Below are 19899 nucleotides of genomic sequence, written 5' to 3' on the forward strand. Positions count from 1 at the left end.
TATATGTACGATACAATTTCGGCAATTTCATCACCTTATGGAACGGGGGCTATATCTGTTATAAGAATAGATGGCCCAAAAAGTTATGAAATTATAAAAAAACTTACGAATTTAGATGAAATAAAACATAGAATGGTTTACAGTACCTACATATATTTTGAAAATGAAATTATTGATCAAGTTAATGTTGTATTTTTCAAATCACCAAAAAGTTATACGGGAAATGATTTAGTTGAAATATATGCCCACGGTGGAGTTATTGTTACTCGTAAAATATTGGAAACTGTTTTGTCGAGTGGAGCACGCCTTGCAGAACGTGGAGAGTTCACAAAGAGGGCATTTTTGAATGGAAAAATTTCGCTTGTTCAAGCAGAAGCCATATATCAAATAATAGAAGCAAAAAGCGAGATTTCATTAAAAATGTCTTTGCAAAATTTAAAGGGAGGGCTTAATGAAGAGATAGAATACTATCGTAGGGAGATTTTGAATATTTTATCTGAAATAGAAGTAACAGTTGATTATCCAGATGACATAGAAATTGATACGAAAAACATAGTAAAAGAGATTTTTAGAATAAAAAATGAAATAGATAACAAGGTAACAAATAGCAAAAAAGCTCTAATGTTAAACGATGGAATTGTTATGACGATTATTGGAAAACCAAATTCTGGAAAGTCCACTTTATTAAATAGGTTGCTCTTAGAGGATAGGGCGATTGTTACCGATATCCCAGGAACTACACGAGATGTGATAAAAGGTGAAATCGATATTAATGGTGTGAGATTTATCATTGTAGATACAGCTGGTATTAGAGAGACAGAAGATATCGTGGAAAAAATTGGAATTGATAGAAGTCTAAGGGAAATGAAAAAAGCTGATATAGTACTTTTCGTATTAGATGCTAGTACCGGATTTACGAAAGAAGATGAGTTCATATTAAAAGAGATAGAAAATAATAATTTTATTCCTATTTGGAATAAATGTGATAGTAGTTTGAAAATTAACAAGAAATTTGAAGACGAAGTGAAAATAAGTGCTCTTACTGGAGAGGGATTAAGAAATCTTGAAAATAAAATAATGTCAAAAGTAAAAGATATAGTGAAAAGTGGTACTTCATCGCATATAACAACTCAAAGACAAGTAGAAATATTGGAAAGAGTTAATTTATATCTGGAACGTGCGGTTAAAAGTTTAGAAGAAGGTTTTGAATTGGATATTATATCTTTTGATTTAAGAAAGGCTTTAGAAGAACTTGATACATTACTAGGAAAAAGGTTTACGGATGATTTGTTGGATAATATTTTTTCAAATTTCTGTGTTGGAAAATAAAAAAACACGGGCCTTTTTTTGGCCCGCTCAAAGCTGTGGGGGGTGTATCTCAAGGGGGATAGGGGGTTTCTCTAATTAAAATAATACACGAGTTATGTTACAAAGTTAGTCAGACCAAAGTTTCTATTATGAACCATTTGTGTTAATAATTAATTAAAACTTTTGCTTTTAATAATATTTAAATGTTTTTTCCCGCTTTTGCATATATTTTGACTTAGTTTGTGTAATTTTGGTTCGTAATTAATTATGAATTTATCTACTTCCCGTATCTTTTGGTGCGATACTTTTTATCCATTTTACGTAATCTGGATAATTTCTGGTTTGTATATATACATTACCAGGGCCTTCAAAATCGACTACTAGTCCTTCTCCACCAAAGATTGTGGATTTGATTCCACCAAAAGTTCTAACAGAGTATTTTACAGTTTCATCAAATGCAACAACATGTCCAGTATCAACGGTTAGTTTTTCTACTGGTTGAAGTGTGATTTTAAATATAGCACCAAAAGAAGAAATTGCCACTTTACCAATGCCAGATAATTTTAATAAAAAGAACCCTTCACCTGAAAAAAATGTTTTAAATCCTCCAAATTTTGTATCTAAATCGATATTTTCTTCTGATGCTAAATATGAAGTTGATTGTAAAAACACTGTTCCATTTAGATCAATTACATCAATATCTCCAGGGAGTCTAGGAGCAAATAATATAGTACTTTTATTTTTCGCAGTATATTTGTTCAAAAATATATGTTCTCCTCCTAGGAAAGCCCTTTTTAAGGCTTTGAAAACTCCACCTGTTGTCGTCTTTATGTCCACATTTCCGGAAATAGAAACCATTGCACCTGATTCCCCTATAACTGTTTCTCCTGGATCTAAATGCGCGAAAAGTATAGCATAGGATCCTTTAAATTCGACCTTAAATTCCATTTTAACCCTCCTTTAATTTAAAATCAAATATTTTATGTTAATATTTATTGCGAGGTGAGAGTATGAAAAAACTATTTTTTTCGATTATAATTATATCATTTTTGGTATTTGATTTTTTTGTTATTTATTCAGAATTTAATTATTTCCCGTTATTTGAGAAAGAAATAGAGGTAAGTTTTGAAAGTTGGAAAGATTTAAAAAATTTTTTTGATGAAATAGGATATACTTCTTTGAAAAATTCTCCAAGAGTTTATTTAAAATCATTCCCAAAAGATTTAAAAGATGCACCGGTAGATGTACGAAAAGAGCTTTTTGTAAAAATAATGTTGCCGATAATAAGAAAGGTAAATAGTGAAATTCTGGCTGAAAGAGAGAAAATCATTATTTTGAAAAAAAAAGGGGACTTGGGTAAATTGAGAAAATTTATGAAAAAGTACTATGCAAAATCATATGATGAATTATTGATAAAGGTGGATAAAATTCCCGAGGATTTGGCAATTGCTCAGGCAGCTATTGAATCTGCGTGGGGAACGAGTAAATTTGCCGTTTACGCAAATAATATTTTTGGCGAATGGACATACGAACCTGGTACTGGAATAGTACCAGACGAAAGGCCAGATGGTGAAATATATGAGATAGAATATTTTAGAACTTTAGAAGATTCTGTGAGAAGTTATGCTTTAAATTTGAACAGATTACCGTATTATAAAAAATTCAGACTAATACGTGCGGGAATAGAAAAAGGCCATCCTGCAGATGGCCTAGTGTATTATTCTCAAATGAGGGAAAAATACGTAGAAATAGTAAAAACTGTGATAAAGCATCTTCCAAAATTATAAAACAAATATATTTTCACTTCTAAAGTTTTTGAGTATATTTTTTGTGTCAAATACAAACGGGACATTCTCAATAATTAGGTTATAGTCTACTCCTAAAGTATGTCCGGTAGTAACTATAGCACCGTCAAAGTTTTTTAAATTATCTTTGGTGAGTTTAATTGATTTATATTTTTTACCATTTAATTCAAATTCAGGTATAAATGGGTCGAAATAGGAAATATTTGTCTTTTTTCTTTCAAGTATTTCAATTACTTTTAGGGCAGGACTTTCTCTCATGTCGTCTATATTTCCCTTGTAAGCAACTCCAAGTACTAAAATATTACTACCGTTAAATGGTTTTTTGAATTCATTTAAAATATCTCCAAGTCTTTGTACAACGTAATATGGCATTTCATCTGCGATTTGTCCCGCTTGTTCAACCAGCATTAGGTGTAAATCATATTCTCTTGCTTTATAGGATAAATAAAATGGATCAATTGGAATACAGTGACCACCTATTCCGGGGCCGGGGTAAAATGGCATATATCCGAAAGGTTTTGTGGCAGCTGCATTTATTACTTCCCAAATATTTACATCCATTTTTTCGGCAACTTTTGTCATTTCTTGTACAAGTGCAATATTTACCAATCTAAATGTGTTTTCCAAAATTTTTGCCATTTCAGCTGTTTTGGGCGAACTTACCGGAAATACAGGAGCATCTAAGACATTTTCATACAATGCTTTTGCATGTTTTGTACATTCTTTTGTGATGCCTCCAACTACTTTTGGAGTATTTCTTGTTTTATACCTAATATTTCCTGGATCTACCCTTTCAGGGCTAAATGCTAGATAAAAATCATTTCCAATTTTTAAGCCTGTTTCTAGTAAAATAGGTAAAACTACTTCTTCCGTTGTTCCAGGATAGGTGGTGCTTTCAAGTATTATAAGCTGTTCTTTGTGAAGCCTTTTTGCGATATCTTTAGAAGTTTGAATAATGTATGAAAGATCAGGTTGCTTAAATTTATCTAAAGGAGTAGGCACACAAATACTCACAACGTCACATTTTGAAAGTTCATCAAAATTTGTTGTTGCACTGAGTATCTTTTTTGAAACTAATTCTTTTAGTTCTTCATCTTGAACATCACCTATATAATTTTGTCCTGAATTTACCATATCTACTCTTTTTTGTTGTATGTCAAAACCAATAACTTTGTAACCTGCTCTTGCTTTTTCAACTGCGAGTGGTAGTCCAACGTATCCTAAGCCCATTACACCAATTAATGCTTTTTTTTCTATTATCTTGCTATATAATTTACTCATAGTTACACCTCCGTATATTCGTTCATTGAGTGAATACACATACATTATATTATCTTATTTTGAGAATGTCAAGTGAATAGATGGTCATGATAGAAAGCGATACAATACTTGAAGAATTTTAGAACTTAGAATGGTTTTATCAATAACTTACTAAAACTACAGATTATGATTATGTGTGTAATTTTTTGAAAATTAAAAGTAAAAAGGTATGTTGTGTAATTTGATTTTTGGTATAATATAGATATGAAAAAAATTATATTGATAATAATTATTATTTCTACATTTATTTTTTCATTTTCTTTGGATGAAGTTCTAGTAGATGTTGAATCTGTAAATTATCGACTAGAGAATATTTTTTTATTTTCTGGAACTTTTTTATTAGATGGTTATGTAAATAGTTTAGATTTATCAATGTTTAACAATGTTATTATTGAGAAAATAAACAGTATGGGCGAATTGGATTTTTTGACGTTTTTGGGAATTACATCTTTTTTAGTTTGTTTTGATGATCCATATACTTCGTTTACAATGGTTGAAAGTGTTGGATTCACAAGTGTGATAACATATTCCTTAAAAATGATTATTGGTAGAGGAAGACCTAATAGTTATGAAAAACCATTTGTTTTTAATTTTTTTTCCTTCGAAGGTAAAAATCATTCATTTCCTTCGGGACATAGCGCATTTGCATGGGCACTTTTTACGCCAATTGCTGAAAGATATGGTGACTTTTTTTATTTAGTACCCTTTTTGTTTTCTTTTTCACGGTTAGTTGGAAATTATCATTGGTTAAGTGATGTTGTTTTTGGGGCTTTAATAGGATATTCGATTGGTAAATCATTTTATATAACTTCCAGGTGAGAACCTGGAAGTTTTTTTATTTTAAGGTATAATTAGTTTGTAAAGCTAAATATAAGGAGAGATTATATGGCTATTGCGAATAGAATTATATTTTTTACTTTGATTAATGGGATTTCAAGAAATATTTATCAGGTGTTGTTTAATTTGTACTTAAAAAATTTAGGATATCAAAACGACATTATAGGAACCATAATGTCTGTTAATCTTTGGGGTAGTGCCATTTTGGGTTTAATAATAGGAATTTTATCGGATAAATACGGTAGAAAAAAGATGTTATTTGTTGTTCAACCATTGGTTTCTCTTTTTGCTATATTACGTTTGAATCCTTCAAATTTAATGTTGCTTTATGTTTTTTCATTTTTATTTGGAGGTTTTAACGCTTCTATTAGACTTTTAACTGATGTATTTTTGGTTGAAAATACGCATCATAAGAACAGAGCAAAGTATTTTGGATTGAATTTTGGGGTTAATATGTTTACGGGTGTTTTAGGAAATGGAATAGGCGGATTTTTAGGTGATTTGTTAGGGTTTAGATTTACAATGATACTTGCTATGGTTTTAAGGGTTTTTTCGATTTTGCCAGTGATGAATATAATTGAAAATAAGGTGAAAGTTGAAAATGTTAAATTAAATGAGTTTCAAAAGAAAATATTTGCATTTTATATCTTTTCAACTGCGAGCGTAGGGTTTGGTGCAGGATTATTCATACATTTTGGAAATGTGATTTTTTACGATTTATTTTCTTTGACTGCTACTTTTATAGGTTTTATACTTGCATTGGCACAGCTAGGTACAAGTATTGGTTCAACTTTTTCGCATAAACTGGGTAAAAAATTTGGAGCTGCAAAGGTTTTAATGTTATCAAATATGGTTGTTCCTATTTTAATTTTATTATTAGCTTTTATAAGGGAACCAATAACGTTTACAACAATTTATATAGGCAGATTTACTATTATGAATATGGTTAATCCTATTTTCAACACACTCGTATTATCTTATCTTCCATCCAATATTTTAGCATCTAGTACTGGTATAAGGAATTTCGCAAATAACGTTAGTCGTGCATTTGCAGCAATATTGTTCTCTGTTTTAGCATTGTCAAGTAAAGGGTATATGATTATATTTTTAATAAGTTCAGTTTTTTATTTTATTAATGGTTTTTTGATGATTATTTTTTATAAAAATATGGTGGGAAAGGATAAAAGATTTTACGACTAAATTTTGGTATAATATAGTAAATGATTAATATAAAAGCTTGGTTCAAATTTTTGGTATATTTGTCTTTGTTTGTAATCTCATTTTTTAACTTTACAATTGCAATATTTATATTTTTTATATTACAAATACCAATTGTAAAAAGGTCTGTGTTGGGGAAACTACCTTTTAATTTAGATAGAAAAAGCTGGTTAAAAAAAGAAACTTATAAATATAAAGAAAATTTATGGTTAGATTTATATTATCCGAAAATTGAAACAAATAATGTGGTTTTATTTGCTCATGGCGGAGGATGGATAAGTGGCTATAGAAGACAACCTAACAACGTTTCATGGTATAGATATTTGGTATCAAAAGGTTTTATCGTTGCAACAATTGATTATAGATATGGTTATTTAAATGAAATAGACGTATTGGTTGAGGATATTTTTGATGCTTATAGATTTATAAAAAAGATGTTTCCGTTGTCAAAAGTGAGTTTAATGGGATTATCTGCAGGTGGTCATCTTGCACTGTATTTTGGATTGAAATATAAACCTAGTGTGGAAAATATTGTTAGTTATTATACCCCATGTGATCTTTTAGATATTTGGAAAAGTTCGTCTTTGTTTGCAAGATTTGCCGTGTCAACTACGTTAAAGAGATTACCAGTAAAGTCTAAAGATGTGTATATAAAGTATTCCCCTATTACATATGTTAATAAAGATGCTCCTCCTATTTTACTTGTTCATGGTTTAAAAGATTCCGTTGTTCCATATTTTTCTTCTGTGAAAATGTATAAAAAGTTGAGAGAAAAAGGTAATAATGCCAAGCTATTATTACATCCATTTGGCGATCATGGCTTTGAATTTGTACTTAAAGATGAAAAAACTAAGGATATATTGGAAGAAACGATAAAATTTTTGAGGGGAGATTTGAAATGATAAATTTTGATTTTGACTTTAAAATGCCTGAGTATACATCTGGTTATATATTAAAGTCAAAAAGATTTAGAGTTTCGTATATTAAATTTCCTTCATTTTATAAAAATAGTGAAAAGGGGACTGAAATAGTTGAGACGTATCTTTTTGAACCAAAAAAAGATATAGGTGGAAGTTTAATGATTTTACATGGGCTTGGAACTAGTAATATTCCATTTTTGTTGTGGATGGGTACACATCTTGCAAATGCAGGGCTTAGAACTATTATTCCAATTTTACCTGGAAATTTCACAAGGGTCCCACATAACTCGGTTAGTGGAAAAGGGTATTTTTCAACTGATGTGGAAAAAGCGACAAAGTTTTGGGAACATGCTGTAATTGATATATTAAGTGTTTTAAAATTTTTTAAAACTTTGAATATGTGGCATGAAAATAACTGTTTATTGGGATTTTGTCTTGGAGGAATGATAAGTGTAATTTTGAATTCAGTTACAGATGATTTTAAAAAGACAATATTAATGACTACCGGTGGAGATGTTGGAACTTTAATATGGTATTCCCCAACGCTAGCCTTTATGAGAAGGGATATAAAAAAGGGATTAGGTGGAGATATTAGGGAAAAGGAAAGGTTTTTAAATAGATTTAAAAATGATATTGAAAAATTGAGTAAGTTTAAAACTGTAAAGGAAATGCAAAACAGTGATATTCATCCGTTTTTAAAAGTTGATCCAATTGCATATGCTAAATTTGTGAAAAAAGAAAGAGTTATATTTATTGAAGCATTATTTGATAAAGCACTTCCAAAACAAAGCAGAAGAATACTTTGGGAAATGCTTGGAAAACCAAGGCGACATGTTATTTTATCCGGACATGTAACTTGGCTTCCTTTTCAATATTTTCTTGCAAGATTTATATTAAAAGAAATGGATGTAAATGAATTTAGAAGGCAAGCAAGGCTAATGGAGAAGATAAAATATGAGGAAAAATAACAAAGGAGGTACAGTAATGAAGATATTAGGACATAGAGGATATGCAGAAAAATTCACTGAAAATACGTTGGAATCTTTTGCTAAAGCTATTAAATATGGTGCTGATGGAATAGAATTAGATGTTTATTATACAAAAGATGGAGAAGTTGTTGTTACACATGATGAAGATTTAAAAAGGGTTTTTAATATAAATTTAAATGTAAAAAAATGCAACATAAAATCAATTAAAGAAAAAGCAGATGTCCCAACTTTAAATGAAGTTTTTGAAATTATACCTGAAGATAAGGTAATAAATGTAGAGATAAAGGACTTTGAAAATGCAGAGGATATAGTTAAATATGTCATAAAAGAAAACAGAAAGCAAGAGATAATTTTTAGTTCATTTGAACATGAAGTTATAAAAGAACTTTCAAGCATATATAAGTCTGAAAAGTTTGGACTTTTATTTGATGAAAGACATAAAGATTTAACATTTGATGATATAAAAAAGTTATTTACAGAAACCAATATATACAGTGCACATATTCCCATAGATCTCTATTACATAGACAAGGAAAAATTTCTTTATTTAACTAATTTTTTAAGAAGTATTGAGAAAAAAGTAGTTATTTGGACAGTTAATAAAATTGAGGAAATTGAGTTTTTACGCAAGTTGGCGGATTATGTTATAACTGATTGTGTAGAAACAATTGTGAACTATTTAAAAAAGTAAAAGCTGGCCTGTACAGGCCAGTTTGTTTATATTACATTGAGTTTTTTACCAACTTTTTCAAATTTTTCAAGTGCAAAATCTAAATCTTCTTTTGTGTGTACGGCGCTTATCATAACTCTTATTCGTGCTTTACCTTTTGGGACAGTGGGGTAACCAATTGATTGTGCAAAAATTCCCTCTTCAAAAAGCTCCTTACTAAATTGTGTGGAAAGTTTTGCATCGTACAACATGACAGGAGTTATTGGAGTTTCACTTTCTCCGGTATCAAAACCCAATTTTTTCATTTCTTCTTTAAAATATTTTGCATTATCCCACAATCTTTTGACCCTTTCATCTGATTCTTGGAGTATTTTAGTTGCTTCTAATGCTGCCGCGGTATCAGCTGGAGAAAGTGGACTGCTAAATAGGAAAGGTCTAGCTTTTTGTTTTAAATATTCAATTAATTCTTTTTTTCCGGCAACATAGCCGCCTAATACACCAAATGCTTTAGATAGTGTCCCAATTTCAATGTCAACCCTTCCATGTAATCCAAAGTGATCAACAATTCCCCTTCCATGACTGCCTAATACGCCCTCTCCATGTGCGTCATCTACCATAACCATGGCATTGTATTTTTCTGCAAGTTCAACTATTTCCGATAGTGGTGCCAAGTCACCATCCATACTGAATACACCATCCGTTATAATTAGTCTTCTTCTTGCATTTTTGGCTTCTTTTAATTTTTCTTCTAAATCTTTTATATCGCGATGTTTCCATACGAATCTTTTTGCTTTTGAAAGTCTTACACCATCAATTATACTAGCGTGATTTAATTCATCAGAAAGGATTGCATCTTCTCCGCTGGTGATTGCAGGTATTACAGCTTGGTTTGCTACAAATCCAGATTGTAAGAAAATGGTTGCATCAACTTTTTTAAATTTTGCTAATGTATCCTCAAGTTCGTTGTGGAGTGAAAATGTACCAGCTATAGTTCTTACTGCACCTGGACCTACACCCCATTTTTCTATCGCATTTATTGCCGCTTTTTTCAATCTTTCTTCATTTGCAAATCCAAGATAATTATTTGAGCAAAGATTTAAAACTTTTTTTCCGTTTATGGTTAACCAAGCACCTTGTGGAGATTCAAGAGTTTTTATGTATGTGTATAGCCCTTGCTCTTTTAAATTTTCAAGTTCTTTTGCAAAAATACTGTAATCAAACATAATTTTACACCCCCTAATCAAGATTTAAAACTACTTTTCCGCATTTTTTATTCAACATAAGTTCAAATCCTTTTTCCCATTCATCAAAAGGAATAACATGTGTAACAACTTTCGAAAGATCAACTTTTTTGCTTTTAAGTAATTCATCGGCAACTTTCCATGTATCAAACATACGTCTTCCCGTAATTCCATATACGGTAATTCCTCTCATAATTACAAGAGAATCAAGGTTGATATCTATGCTACCACCGAATATACCTAATAATGATGCTTCACCACCCATAGTGACACATTTTAAACCGTCTTCTAGTGCTTTCTTGTTACCGCTCATTTCAAGTAGAATATCTACACCATCTTCTGTTATAGTGTACACACTTTTTATTAAATCCTGTTTTGTTGGATCTATGACTATATCTGCACCATTTTCCTTTGCCATTTTAATTCTTAAAGGATCAACTTCGGAGGTAATTACCAAACTTGCACCAGCAGCTTTAGCAACTTGAATAGCCATTAATCCTATAGGACCTGCTCCTGTGATAAGTACTTTTTTCCCCGTTAAATCTGTTACCAAAGCGGTATGAATTGCATTTCCAAATGGTTCCATAACAGATGCAAAGTCTAAAGGAATTTCTTTTGAAAATTTCCACAGCACTGTTTCTGGAATAACAGCATATTCGGTAAAGACACCATTCCTATCCACACCTAATATTTCTAAATTCTTACAAACGTGCATTCTTCCAGTTTTACATTGATAACAATGTTCACATGGAATGTGCGTTTCAGCTGAAACTAAATCTCCCACTTTTACCTGTGTTACTGCTTCTCCTACTTCTACAACTTCCCCTGCCATTTCATGACCCACAATTAACGGCGGTTTGATCCTAGATTGAGACCATTCATCCCATTTGTAAATGTGGACATCTGTTCCACAAATAGAGGCACGACGTATCTTAACTAAGACGTCTCTTGGCCCTAATTTTTGAGGTTTATCAACTTCTTTCATTATAAATCCTGGACCTGCATTTTCTTTTAATATAGCTTTCATATTTATCCTCCTTCCATCTTAATCCATATTAAATTATATTACTTTACCAAAGATAAGTAAAAGAAAATAAGGGATTATTATGTGAAAATATTCTTTTTAAAATAACTTAAAGTTGTAATTACTTAGTCTTTTTTATATATCCCAAAAAGAATAGGGAAAACGTATAAAACCAATTTGTTAGCATATAAAATTATATCACGGTTTAAGTTTAATTAGATAAAGTTTGATAACATTTGATTAAAATGTTATTATTAAATTTGAAATACGAAACATGGAGGTTAATATGTCTGCAAAAGATTTATTCTATGGAAGTATTTTAAAGCAGATTATAGTAATGGGACTCCCAACGGCTATTGGTTTTTCATTTCAAATGTTTTACGATTTAGTTGATCTTTACTGGATTGGTAAAATTTCAACGAGTGCGATTGCTGGGGTTGGAATTTTTTCCACTATTTTTTGGGTTGTAGAAGCTTTAAATGAAATAATAGGTGTTAGTTCTATTTCGTTGATTTCACAAAGTTATGGTAAAAGGAATTTTGAGAGAACAAATTCAGTTATTGAACAAACTATTGCTTTTAAATTTTTAGTTGCAATTGTAGGTAGTGTTATTTTACTTTTGTTTTTAAAACCTATATTTTGTTTGTTTACTAATGAAGGAAATGTTTTGGAATTGGGACTAAAGTATGGATATCTAAGAATATTTTTTCTACCAATAATGTTTTCGTCGTTTTCAATAAACACGGCATTTAGAAGTATTGGAGATTCAAAAACTCCAATGATTATAATGATAATATCCAGTATCTTAAATATTATTTTAGATCCCATTTTAATGTTTGATAAAGTATTTATCTTTAGAGGATTTAATTTAGGCGTATCAGGCGCTGCCATTGCCACGATTATCTCACAAGTCTTTTCTTTTGTAGTTGGTTTTTATATATTGTTTAGTGGAGTTGAGGGAGTAAAACCTAGTATTAGTGAGTTGTTTAAATTAGATTTTGGGATTGACAAGAAATTAATTACTATAGGTCTTCCAAATGGTTTTGAAGTACTTATGAGAAATTTATCTGGAGTTATGATTTTATATTTTGTTTCAAAATATGGCAAAGAAGTTATATCTGCTTATACTATTGGAAATAGGATCTTTGGCTTTGTGTTTATGCCATTGTTTGGTATTTTAATGGGAAGTTCTGCAATAGTTGGACAAAGTTTAGGAGCAGAGAAGGTTGAAAGGGCAGAAAAAGTGTCAAAAATAGCGGGATGGTTAACTACAATTGTGTCGTTGATTTTTGTTTGTATAATAGTTATCTTTTCAGAGGAATTTATTAATTTATTTTCGAATGATTATGAAGTGATTAGAAATGGTGTTTTATTTTTAAGGTACAGTGTATGGGGATTGTTATTTCTTGCATATGGTTTGGGAATTAGTATTGCTTTTACAGGTTCTGGTTATAATATTCCATTTCTGTTTATGAGTTTAATTTCTAGATGGATAGTTCAGATTCCTTTGATGTATTTTGTGGTAATGGTATTTAAATTGCCGGTGATTTGGCTTTGGATTAGTTTTGTATTTGGAGATTTTATGGAATACATAGTTTCCATTTACTTTTTCAATAAGGGAAAATGGAAAGTAGTGAGAGTATAAGGAGGTGTAATTTATGATTTTAAACGACGGTAAAGTTGTGAAGTTATCACTTTTAGTTGAAATAGTCCATCCCATTGCGCGAATTCCTGTTTTAAACAATGATGGAAAGCCATATTATTTTCCCGGAGTTGGCGGTATTTCATATAACTTTGGGCTTGGTGATAATGTTTTTGAAATTTTTGGAGATCATGTTGAACCAGATGTTTCGACTAAAAATAAAGATAAAGTATTTAATGATACGTGTATGAATCTTGCGTGTATAGGGAATAAGGCTGTAGTAGTATCAGGTGAAGCAAAAGGGATGGAAGGGTACGTGATTGGAAAACATGGTGGAGTGGATAATATTTTGATATATTTTCCACAAAAAGATAAATTAGTCATTGGAGATAAGATTCAGATATGTGGATTTGGCCAAGGATTAGAGATAATAGATTATCCAGACTTGAAAGTTTTTAATATTGATCCTAATTTATTGAAAAAAATATCAATTATTGAAAAAAATGGGAAATTAATTTTTCCGGTTAAAGCTATTGTTCCTTCTTATCTTATGGGATCAGGTGTGGGGGCATCAAATCCAACTGGAACGGATTATGATATAAATACACATGATATGGACGAGATAAAGCGCCTTGGATTGGACAAACTAAAAATAGGGGATTTTGTTGCGATAAAAGATCATTATAATGGTTATGGTGTAGGTGGTTTTAGAAAGGGAGCAATTTCAATAGGTGTAGTTGTACATTCTAATTGTATAAAAACAGGCCATGGGCCTGGAATTGTAGTAGTAATGACTGCAAATGACAACAATAAACTTGATATTGAATTAAAAGATGAAGTGAACTTAAAAATGTTTTTAGAATAATCTTATTTTTTCTGTTCCATTTAAATATCCAACTACTATTTCGTTTAATTTTGGATATCTACCGATGTTTTCATCTGTTTTTACTAGTAAGTTTTTTCCTACAAGACCAATTATCGTGCCGGTTTTTGTTTCGTATTGTGCTTCTATTATTCTGTGTTTTTCTTTTGATGCATCGATATAGTCGTGAAAAATTACTTCACCATCTTTTATTATTGCAATTTTATCTGCGTATTCTTCTATCTCATATATTTCATGTGATGAAACGATAATGTATTTTCCAAGATCGGCATATTCTCTCATAATTTCCATTATTTCAACCCTTATTGTAGGATCTAAATGTTGTGTTGGCTCATCTAACAATAATATTTCTGCATTTGTGGATACGGCTAAGGCAACTAAGAATAGTGTTTTTAACCCTTGTGAGTATTTTGAAACATTTTGGGAAAGATCCAAATGGTATTTTATGGCCATTTTTTCAAATAAGTTATTATTCCACAATGGATAAATAGAACTCCATATTTTTTGATAATCATACCCAGTAAAGTTTTGAAAAACACATCTGTCTTCTGGAACATAGGATAATTTGTATTTCATTTTTTCCGTTAATTCTTCATCTTCAAAGGTTATAGTTCCATAATCTTTTCTTAGTACATGTGATATACAATTTAGGGTTGTTGTCTTGCCAACACCATTTGGACCAATTAGTGCCAAAACTTCTCCTTTCTCTAATTCAAAAGATATATTAGTCAAAACTGGTTTATTTTTGAAAGCCTTTTTTAATTGTTTAATTTTTAACATAACTTTCACCTCCAACGTAAACTCTGTAGGCTAAAAATAAAAGTAAAGCGGAAAAAAGTGCAGAATATAGTATATTTCCTTGATAAGTAGGACTAATTAAAAGATATGGATTAAAATTTATATCTAGTTGAAGACTGCCGATTTTTGTGAGTATAGAGTCTACAATTAAAAATATTATGGTAATTGCAAGATTGTCTATACCAAATGATGCGGCAATGGTTGCTAGTGAAAAGATAAATGTTGAAAATATTAGAAAATAGATCGCTTGGGAGTGTTCGATAAGTATTGTGACAGAACAAATGAGTAACATTAAAAATGTGTATAGATAAAGGAATACTTCTTTTTTTGTAAATGGAAGATAATAGAAAAGTTTGTCTTTTTTTGATTTTATTTTTGAACCTAAAACGAGGTTTGAGAGGAAAAATACTGAAAAAATATTCGTGTAAGGTATAAATAAAAGCAAAAACCAAAAGAACCAACTTCCACTCTTTTCTTTTATTATTATTTCAAATAGAGCTTCAACCTTTTTCATTTTTCCACACCTCCTCAAATATTATAAAAATAGTTTGTATATCTATGTTTAACTTTTTAAGTTTTTTGACCACTTTTTTAATTTCCTCTATGGTATCATCGTTAATTTTAATATCTTTATTTATGAAGTATCCAATTCCTTGTTCTGAGGAAATAATTCCTTCAATTTTTAACTTTTCCAACGCTTTAAGTACGGTATTTATATTAACTTGGAATATTTCTTTAAGTTCTCTAACGGGCGGCAGTTGATCTCCTGGTGTGAATTTTCCAAGAATAATTTCAGATTTTATCATGTTTATTATCTGGATATATGCGGGGATACCACTATGTTTGTCTACTTGTTTTAACATATCATCACTCCTGTTCAAAAGTGAGCCTTGGGCCTTTGATATCTAAAACCGCTTTTTTGTAATTTTTAATTTTTATGTTCCCCGATGTACAGAGTATTTTAATTTGTGCTGGATTGTTTGAAATATCAATGCTTCCTATAATGGTAGTTGCATTAATTCTTGTATAGGTATTTTTTCTGCCTAATTTTATATCTACATTCATTCCTGTTCCATCAATTCTTATTTCTTCATAGTTTATCTTTGAGTCTATATTTATACCTGTACCATTTAAATTAAAATTTTTTCCACTAATGTACCCGTCGATGTTTATACCTGTTCCATCTATCTCAAAAAATTTTGAATTTATTTTTCCATCTATATTGATACCAGTTCCATTTAGTTTTAAATTTTCACATTCTATGTCCAAAGAATTAAAACTTATGGCAGTGGCATTTATTTTTAGTTCATTTAACGTGGCTTTTCCAGATAATTTAACATTATTTGCGTTTATTTTCAGATATTTTAGGCTTTCAGTACCTATTTTAAGATAAAAAGAGTAATTATTTCCTTTATTAGTACTTATTTTGATAGTTTTTCCTTGTTCTATCTTTAATTTACTAGAATAACTTATATTATTTCCATCTGTAAATTCCAATATTAAATTTGAATTTCCCATATCTATTAATACTTCATCGGTAAAAAGTTCAGTATTGGTATCTGGATATATTATATTTTTTTGATAGTTTTGTAAACGTCTTTGTGAGAAATTTTCAATAAAATTGTTTAAAAAAAAAGGTCTAAGTTTTATGGTAAGTGTGGTTGGCAAGGAAAAAATTAAAACTAGAATAATAAATGCTATAGCTCCCCTTTTTATGATTGTTGAAAACACGAATACTCCTGCAAGAAAAATTATTATTTTAATACTCCATAGTGGGATTATAACACTTAAAATTCCCAGTAATAGCATTATCAATAGTTTAGAAAATATAGGGTATTTTTTGAGAAAATCCATAATGTCACCTCCATATTTATCTAGTGTTCTATATTAGTATAACACATATGTTCAAAAAAACAAAAAAAATATTTAAAAATTTAAAATCCCAATTTTGTTAAGTTTTTGGGGTCTATTTTTTCTAGAATGTTTTTTTTAGGTATATTGAATTTTTTTGAAAGTATTTCAATAGCTTTAAAGAAGTTATAATTTGCTTTTTTTATTGCATTTGCTACTTCTTCATAGCCAAATAAATTTATTAAAGGTGTTAAATTTGAAATGGATTTTTCCAAATTTTCTTTACATTTTTTCTCATTTGCCTCTATTTTAGAAATATATTTTGAAAGAGATATGCATGCATTTTTCAAAAGTTTTAAGGATTTTAATGTATAGTGAATAATTATTGGTGAAAATTGATTTAATTCTAGATTTCCTAATGAGGCAGCGTGGTTGATTAAACTATCATGTGAAAAGACAATTAGAGATATTTGCATAACGTATTCTGGAATAACGGGGTTTATCTTTCCAGGCATTATAGAGCTTCCAATTTGTACCTTTGGAAGTATTAACTCACCAATAGCGGTATTTGGTCCAGAACCAAGTAATCTTATATCGTTGGATATTTTATACAAGTTTACCGCAAGTGCTTTTAATAGTCCGTGTATTTCAGAGAAGACGTCCATGTTTTGGGTAGTATCTATTAAATTTTCTGCTTTTGCAATTTTAACACAGCACGTTTCTCTCAAAGTATTTACTATTTTTAATATATATTCCTTTGGAGCACCAATACCAGTGCCAATAGCTGTTCCGCCTATATTTACATTTCTAATTCTTTCTTCTACTTTGTTTAGTCTCCATCTATCCCTTGCAAGTGCGTCGGCAAAGGCGCCAAATTCTTGTCCCAACATTATTGGAGGGCCATCCATTAATTGTGTTCTTCCAACTTTTCTAATACTATAATACTCTTTTTCTTTTTGCTGTATGATGTTTTGAAGGTTTATTATCTTATCTATTAATTCTCTTAAACGTACTATTATTGCTATTTTTCCTGCGGTTACGAATGTATCATTGGTTGATTGATGCATATTTACATGTTCTAGGGGGTTTACAAATCCAAATTCTTTTCCCAAGATAATAGAAGCTTTATTTGCAATTACTTCATTAATATTCATATTAACTGAGGTGCCTGCTCCGCCTGATAATGGATCTACAATTATATGTGGTAATAATTCTTCCCACTTGTCACATGCTTTCTCAATGGCATTTCCTATTTCTTTTTCAAGGTAACCAAGTTCTGTATTTAATTTTGCAGCGGCCTTTTTTATCATAAAATAGGCCCAAAGAAATTTTTTGTCAAATTTTTCATTTGTATTTGGAAATATTTGAGTTGCTCTTTTTGATGAGATGCCGTACAGTGCATTGTCTTCGATTTCGATTTCACCCAAGTAGTCTCTTTCTTTCCTCATTTTTTCACCTCATTAATGGCTTAATAGCTCTATCAAGCACACCGTGTAAATAAGATATTATAACTCCGTAATTTGTCATGGGAATGTCCAAACGCTTGAACATACGAACCCTTCTCATCATGTTATTTCTGTTCATTACACAACCACCACAGTGAATAACCAATTTTGCGTCTTCAATTTCAGAAAGTTCTGGAAGGTCCACCCCTGCCCATACTTTAAAGTTTAATGCTGCTCCTGTGTGATTGGTTAACCACCTTGGAATTTTAACTCGTCCTATGTCTTCAGTAAGTGGCCTGTGGGTACAACCTTCCATTATGATAACGGTATCTCCGTCTGATAGATTTTCAATTGCTTTTACGCTTTCAACAAAATATTCTAAATCACCTCTATACCTTGATTCAAGTATGGAAAAAGTAGTTAGATCTACATCATCAGGCACATCTGAAACGACTTTCATTACACTTTGAGAATCTGTAACAACTAGTCTAGGTTTTATTCCTATATTTTCAATTGCATATCTTAATTCCCTTTCTTTTACCACTAATACTAACGATTCTCTGTCTAACCCCTCTCTTATTGCATGTACTTGTGGCATTATTAACCTACCTTTTGGTGCACCTAAATCGATTGGGACAACTAATATTACTAGATCTCCACCGTCTATTAAATCCGAAAGATAAGGTATTTCATCATCTTTTGGTAATAGTGAATTTATTTTTTCTCCAATGTCCTCAAAGCCACTTTTTTTTAAAGCGGAAACCTTTATAATTGGGACATTATACTTTTTGTATGCTTTTTCTATTTTTTCTGGGTCTATTTTGTCTATTTTATTTATTACTATTAAATATGGAATTTCAAGTTCTTTAAAGAGGTTTATAATCTGTTCTTCAAAATCACCAGGTTTATTATCAACTATTAAGATTCCGCAATCTGCTCTATACAAAGTTTTTTTTGCCTTTTTTATACGTTTTATTCCTAATTCTCCAATGTCATCAAGACCAGGAGTATCAATTAGTGTAACAGGTCCAACAGGTGAAAGCTCCATACTTTTGAATACGGGATCTGTAGTAGTTCCTGCCACATTACTTACTATTGATACTTCTTGGCCAATTAGTGCGTTCATAAACGAAGATTTTCCAACATTTCTCTTTCCGGTAATTGCAATATATTTTCTGAATCCTCCACTTGCTATCATGCTTACACCTCTTTTGTAAAATATTTCACTAATATTATATCAAAAAAATGTTGTTGAGTAAATTAGATTATACTAAGTTATAGTATATGTGATATAATTATAAGCGGTAGAGTTCATCAGTTTAGGAGGTTTATCATGGAACGTGAAGAGTTAATAAAAAGAATAATAGATGAAAAGGGGAAGGAAGCTGTCGATGACTTAATTAAGCTATTAGATGATGAGGATAGTCAAGTAAGAGAGATAGCTTCAGAGGCATTGTTTAAATTGCAAGAATATTCAAGAGAAAAGTTATTAGAGGAGTTTAAAAGTAGAGTTTTAGAAGCTAAAAAGAATGATATAACACTACTTTATGTAATAGATATTTTAGCTGATATTGGAGAAAAAAGTATCAAAAAGGACTTGTACAACGTTTTGTCACTTTATAGCTTTGAAGAAGCGGAATTGATAATTTATGAAGCGATAGCCAAACTAGGTTACGGTGATGAAATTTACGATATACTTAAGTATTTTTTATTAGGAGATGCGGAAAGAAAAAAATTTGGTGCACAAGCTGCAATGGCCCTTTCATATGTGGATAGACCACAAGTTGTGAAGGATTTAGTAAGTGCAATTAACAGTGGAGATTTTGACGGAGAAGATTTGGAAATAATTAAAAAGGCTTTATCAAATATTGTGATGAAAAATTCTATGTACTATGATATATTAAAAAAACTAGTTGGTGAAGATGTTGAAAAGTACATGGGGGAATAA

Annotated in this window: 20 protein-coding genes; 10 read left to right on the forward strand and 10 right to left on the reverse strand. The window is 30.5% G+C overall.

Going from position 1 to position 19899, the window contains the following annotated elements; genetic code table 11:
- The first annotated feature begins 3 nt into the window (after window positions 1-3).
- Entirely contained in the window at window positions 4-1329 is a 1326-nt protein-coding gene (gene mnmE / locus XJ44_RS07450) for a tRNA uridine-5-carboxymethylaminomethyl(34) synthesis GTPase MnmE (protein ID WP_077198580.1), read from the forward strand.
- Between the two features lie 252 nt (window positions 1330-1581).
- Here mnmE and XJ44_RS07455 read toward each other — a convergent pair whose 3' ends face one another.
- Complete coding sequence (locus tag XJ44_RS07455) at window positions 1582-2256, reverse strand: TIGR00266 family protein (protein WP_077198581.1); 675 nt, start codon at window positions 2254-2256, stop codon at window positions 1582-1584.
- 62 nt (window positions 2257-2318) lie between these two features.
- Here XJ44_RS07455 and XJ44_RS07460 point away from each other — a divergent pair, with 62 nt between their 5' ends.
- Entirely contained in the window at window positions 2319-3095 is a 777-nt protein-coding gene (locus tag XJ44_RS07460; RefSeq protein WP_077198582.1) for a glucosaminidase domain-containing protein, read from the forward strand.
- On the opposite strand, the gene XJ44_RS07465 is transcribed toward XJ44_RS07460, so the two are convergent.
- A complete protein-coding gene (locus XJ44_RS07465; protein WP_075666356.1) occupies window positions 3090-4394 on the reverse strand; it encodes a nucleotide sugar dehydrogenase in 1305 nt (434 codons plus the stop codon). The genes XJ44_RS07460 and XJ44_RS07465 overlap by 6 nt on opposite strands.
- Window positions 4395-4637: 243 nt before the next feature.
- Here XJ44_RS07465 and XJ44_RS07470 point away from each other — a divergent pair, with 243 nt between their 5' ends.
- The 5 genes from XJ44_RS07470 (at window position 4638) to XJ44_RS07490 (ending at window position 9088) form a co-directional block, all read left to right on the forward strand.
- Window positions 4638-5252 carry a phosphatase PAP2 family protein gene (locus XJ44_RS07470; protein ID WP_077198583.1) on the forward strand — a complete coding sequence of 205 codons (615 nt, stop codon included), beginning with the start codon at window positions 4638-4640 and terminating at the stop codon, window positions 5250-5252.
- Window positions 5253-5318: 66 nt separating this feature from the next.
- A complete protein-coding gene (locus tag XJ44_RS07475; RefSeq protein WP_077198584.1) occupies window positions 5319-6470 on the forward strand; it encodes an MFS transporter in 1152 nt (383 codons plus the stop codon).
- Window positions 6471-6490: 20 nt separating this feature from the next.
- Window positions 6491-7390 carry an alpha/beta hydrolase family protein gene (locus tag XJ44_RS07480; protein WP_077198585.1) on the forward strand — a complete coding sequence of 300 codons (900 nt, stop codon included), beginning with the start codon at window positions 6491-6493 and terminating at the stop codon, window positions 7388-7390.
- On the forward strand, window positions 7387-8376 hold the full coding sequence (locus XJ44_RS07485; RefSeq protein ID WP_075666360.1) for an alpha/beta fold hydrolase: 990 nt from the start codon (window positions 7387-7389) through the stop codon (window positions 8374-8376). The genes XJ44_RS07480 and XJ44_RS07485 overlap by 4 nt, the downstream gene beginning before the upstream one ends.
- 16 nt (window positions 8377-8392) lie before the next feature.
- Complete coding sequence (locus XJ44_RS07490) at window positions 8393-9088, forward strand: glycerophosphodiester phosphodiesterase family protein (protein ID WP_077198696.1); 696 nt, start codon at window positions 8393-8395, stop codon at window positions 9086-9088.
- 26 nt (window positions 9089-9114) lie between these two features.
- Here the strand turns inward: XJ44_RS07490 and XJ44_RS07495 are convergent, their stop codons facing one another.
- Window positions 9115-10290: a glycine C-acetyltransferase gene (locus XJ44_RS07495; RefSeq protein ID WP_077198586.1), complete on the reverse strand. Its 1176-nt coding sequence runs from the start codon at window positions 10288-10290 to the stop codon at window positions 9115-9117.
- A 13-nt stretch (window positions 10291-10303) separates the two neighbouring features.
- A complete protein-coding gene (gene tdh, locus XJ44_RS07500; RefSeq protein ID WP_077198587.1) occupies window positions 10304-11335 on the reverse strand; it encodes an L-threonine 3-dehydrogenase in 1032 nt (343 codons plus the stop codon).
- Window positions 11336-11618: 283 nt separating this feature from the next.
- On the opposite strand from tdh, the gene XJ44_RS07505 reads away from it, so the two are divergent.
- Window positions 11619-12977, forward strand: coding sequence for an MATE family efflux transporter (locus XJ44_RS07505; protein ID WP_233119540.1), 1359 nt, complete (start codon window positions 11619-11621; stop codon window positions 12975-12977).
- Window positions 12978-12990: 13 nt separating this feature from the next.
- Window positions 12991-13839, forward strand: coding sequence for a DUF4438 domain-containing protein (locus tag XJ44_RS07510; RefSeq protein ID WP_077198588.1), 849 nt, complete (start codon window positions 12991-12993; stop codon window positions 13837-13839).
- Here the strand turns inward: XJ44_RS07510 and XJ44_RS07515 are convergent.
- The 6 genes from XJ44_RS07515 to hydF form a co-directional block, all read right to left on the reverse strand.
- A complete protein-coding gene (locus tag XJ44_RS07515; protein ID WP_077198589.1) occupies window positions 13831-14637 on the reverse strand; it encodes an ABC transporter ATP-binding protein in 807 nt (268 codons plus the stop codon). The genes XJ44_RS07510 and XJ44_RS07515 overlap by 9 nt on opposite strands.
- A complete protein-coding gene (locus XJ44_RS07520) occupies window positions 14624-15169 on the reverse strand; it encodes a hypothetical protein (RefSeq protein WP_075666365.1) in 546 nt (181 codons plus the stop codon). The genes XJ44_RS07515 and XJ44_RS07520 overlap by 14 nt, the downstream gene beginning before the upstream one ends.
- Window positions 15156-15518: a GntR family transcriptional regulator gene (locus tag XJ44_RS07525; protein WP_077198590.1), complete on the reverse strand. Its 363-nt coding sequence runs from the start codon at window positions 15516-15518 to the stop codon at window positions 15156-15158. Before XJ44_RS07525 ends, XJ44_RS07520 begins: the two co-directional genes overlap by 14 nt.
- A 4-nt stretch (window positions 15519-15522) precedes the next feature.
- A complete protein-coding gene (locus XJ44_RS07530) occupies window positions 15523-16509 on the reverse strand; it encodes a DUF4097 family beta strand repeat-containing protein (RefSeq protein ID WP_077198591.1) in 987 nt (328 codons plus the stop codon).
- Window positions 16510-16589: 80 nt separating this feature from the next.
- A complete protein-coding gene (locus XJ44_RS07535; protein WP_075666368.1) occupies window positions 16590-17954 on the reverse strand; it encodes an aspartate ammonia-lyase in 1365 nt (454 codons plus the stop codon).
- Window positions 17955-17958: 4 nt separating this feature from the next.
- Window positions 17959-19149 carry a [FeFe] hydrogenase H-cluster maturation GTPase HydF gene (gene hydF / locus XJ44_RS07540; RefSeq protein WP_077198592.1) on the reverse strand — a complete coding sequence of 397 codons (1191 nt, stop codon included), beginning with the start codon at window positions 19147-19149 and terminating at the stop codon, window positions 17959-17961.
- A gap of 135 nt (window positions 19150-19284) precedes the next feature.
- Here hydF and XJ44_RS07545 point away from each other — a divergent pair, with 135 nt between their 5' ends.
- Window positions 19285-19899 carry a hypothetical protein gene (locus XJ44_RS07545; RefSeq protein WP_077198593.1) on the forward strand — a complete coding sequence of 205 codons (615 nt, stop codon included), beginning with the start codon at window positions 19285-19287 and terminating at the stop codon, window positions 19897-19899.

Origin of the sequence: Thermosipho affectus (genome assembly GCF_001990485.1) — a bacterium.
Lineage (GTDB): Bacteria > Thermotogota > Thermotogae > Thermotogales > Fervidobacteriaceae > Thermosipho > Thermosipho affectus.

Coding starts and splice junctions, on each gene's coding strand:
- mnmE (WP_077198580.1), top strand. CDS start 4: ATGTACGATACAATTTCGGCAATTTCATCACCTTATGGAACGGGGGCT.
- XJ44_RS07455 (WP_077198581.1), bottom strand. CDS start 2,256: ATGGAATTTAAGGTCGAATTTAAAGGATCCTATGCTATACTTTTCGCG.
- XJ44_RS07460 (WP_077198582.1), top strand. CDS start 2,319: ATGAAAAAACTATTTTTTTCGATTATAATTATATCATTTTTGGTATTT.
- XJ44_RS07465 (WP_075666356.1), bottom strand. CDS start 4,394: ATGAGTAAATTATATAGCAAGATAATAGAAAAAAAAGCATTAATTGGT.
- XJ44_RS07470 (WP_077198583.1), top strand. CDS start 4,638: ATGAAAAAAATTATATTGATAATAATTATTATTTCTACATTTATTTTT.
- XJ44_RS07475 (WP_077198584.1), top strand. CDS start 5,319: ATGGCTATTGCGAATAGAATTATATTTTTTACTTTGATTAATGGGATT.
- XJ44_RS07480 (WP_077198585.1), top strand. CDS start 6,491: ATGATTAATATAAAAGCTTGGTTCAAATTTTTGGTATATTTGTCTTTG.
- XJ44_RS07485 (WP_075666360.1), top strand. CDS start 7,387: ATGATAAATTTTGATTTTGACTTTAAAATGCCTGAGTATACATCTGGT.
- XJ44_RS07490 (WP_077198696.1), top strand. CDS start 8,393: ATGAAGATATTAGGACATAGAGGATATGCAGAAAAATTCACTGAAAAT.
- XJ44_RS07495 (WP_077198586.1), bottom strand. CDS start 10,290: ATGTTTGATTACAGTATTTTTGCAAAAGAACTTGAAAATTTAAAAGAG.
- tdh (WP_077198587.1), bottom strand. CDS start 11,335: ATGAAAGCTATATTAAAAGAAAATGCAGGTCCAGGATTTATAATGAAA.
- XJ44_RS07505 (WP_233119540.1), top strand. CDS start 11,619: ATGTCTGCAAAAGATTTATTCTATGGAAGTATTTTAAAGCAGATTATA.
- XJ44_RS07510 (WP_077198588.1), top strand. CDS start 12,991: ATGATTTTAAACGACGGTAAAGTTGTGAAGTTATCACTTTTAGTTGAA.
- XJ44_RS07515 (WP_077198589.1), bottom strand. CDS start 14,637: ATGTTAAAAATTAAACAATTAAAAAAGGCTTTCAAAAATAAACCAGTT.
- XJ44_RS07520 (WP_075666365.1), bottom strand. CDS start 15,169: ATGAAAAAGGTTGAAGCTCTATTTGAAATAATAATAAAAGAAAAGAGT.
- XJ44_RS07525 (WP_077198590.1), bottom strand. CDS start 15,518: ATGTTAAAACAAGTAGACAAACATAGTGGTATCCCCGCATATATCCAG.
- XJ44_RS07530 (WP_077198591.1), bottom strand. CDS start 16,509: ATGGATTTTCTCAAAAAATACCCTATATTTTCTAAACTATTGATAATG.
- XJ44_RS07535 (WP_075666368.1), bottom strand. CDS start 17,954: ATGAGGAAAGAAAGAGACTACTTGGGTGAAATCGAAATCGAAGACAAT.
- hydF (WP_077198592.1), bottom strand. CDS start 19,149: ATGATAGCAAGTGGAGGATTCAGAAAATATATTGCAATTACCGGAAAG.
- XJ44_RS07545 (WP_077198593.1), top strand. CDS start 19,285: ATGGAACGTGAAGAGTTAATAAAAAGAATAATAGATGAAAAGGGGAAG.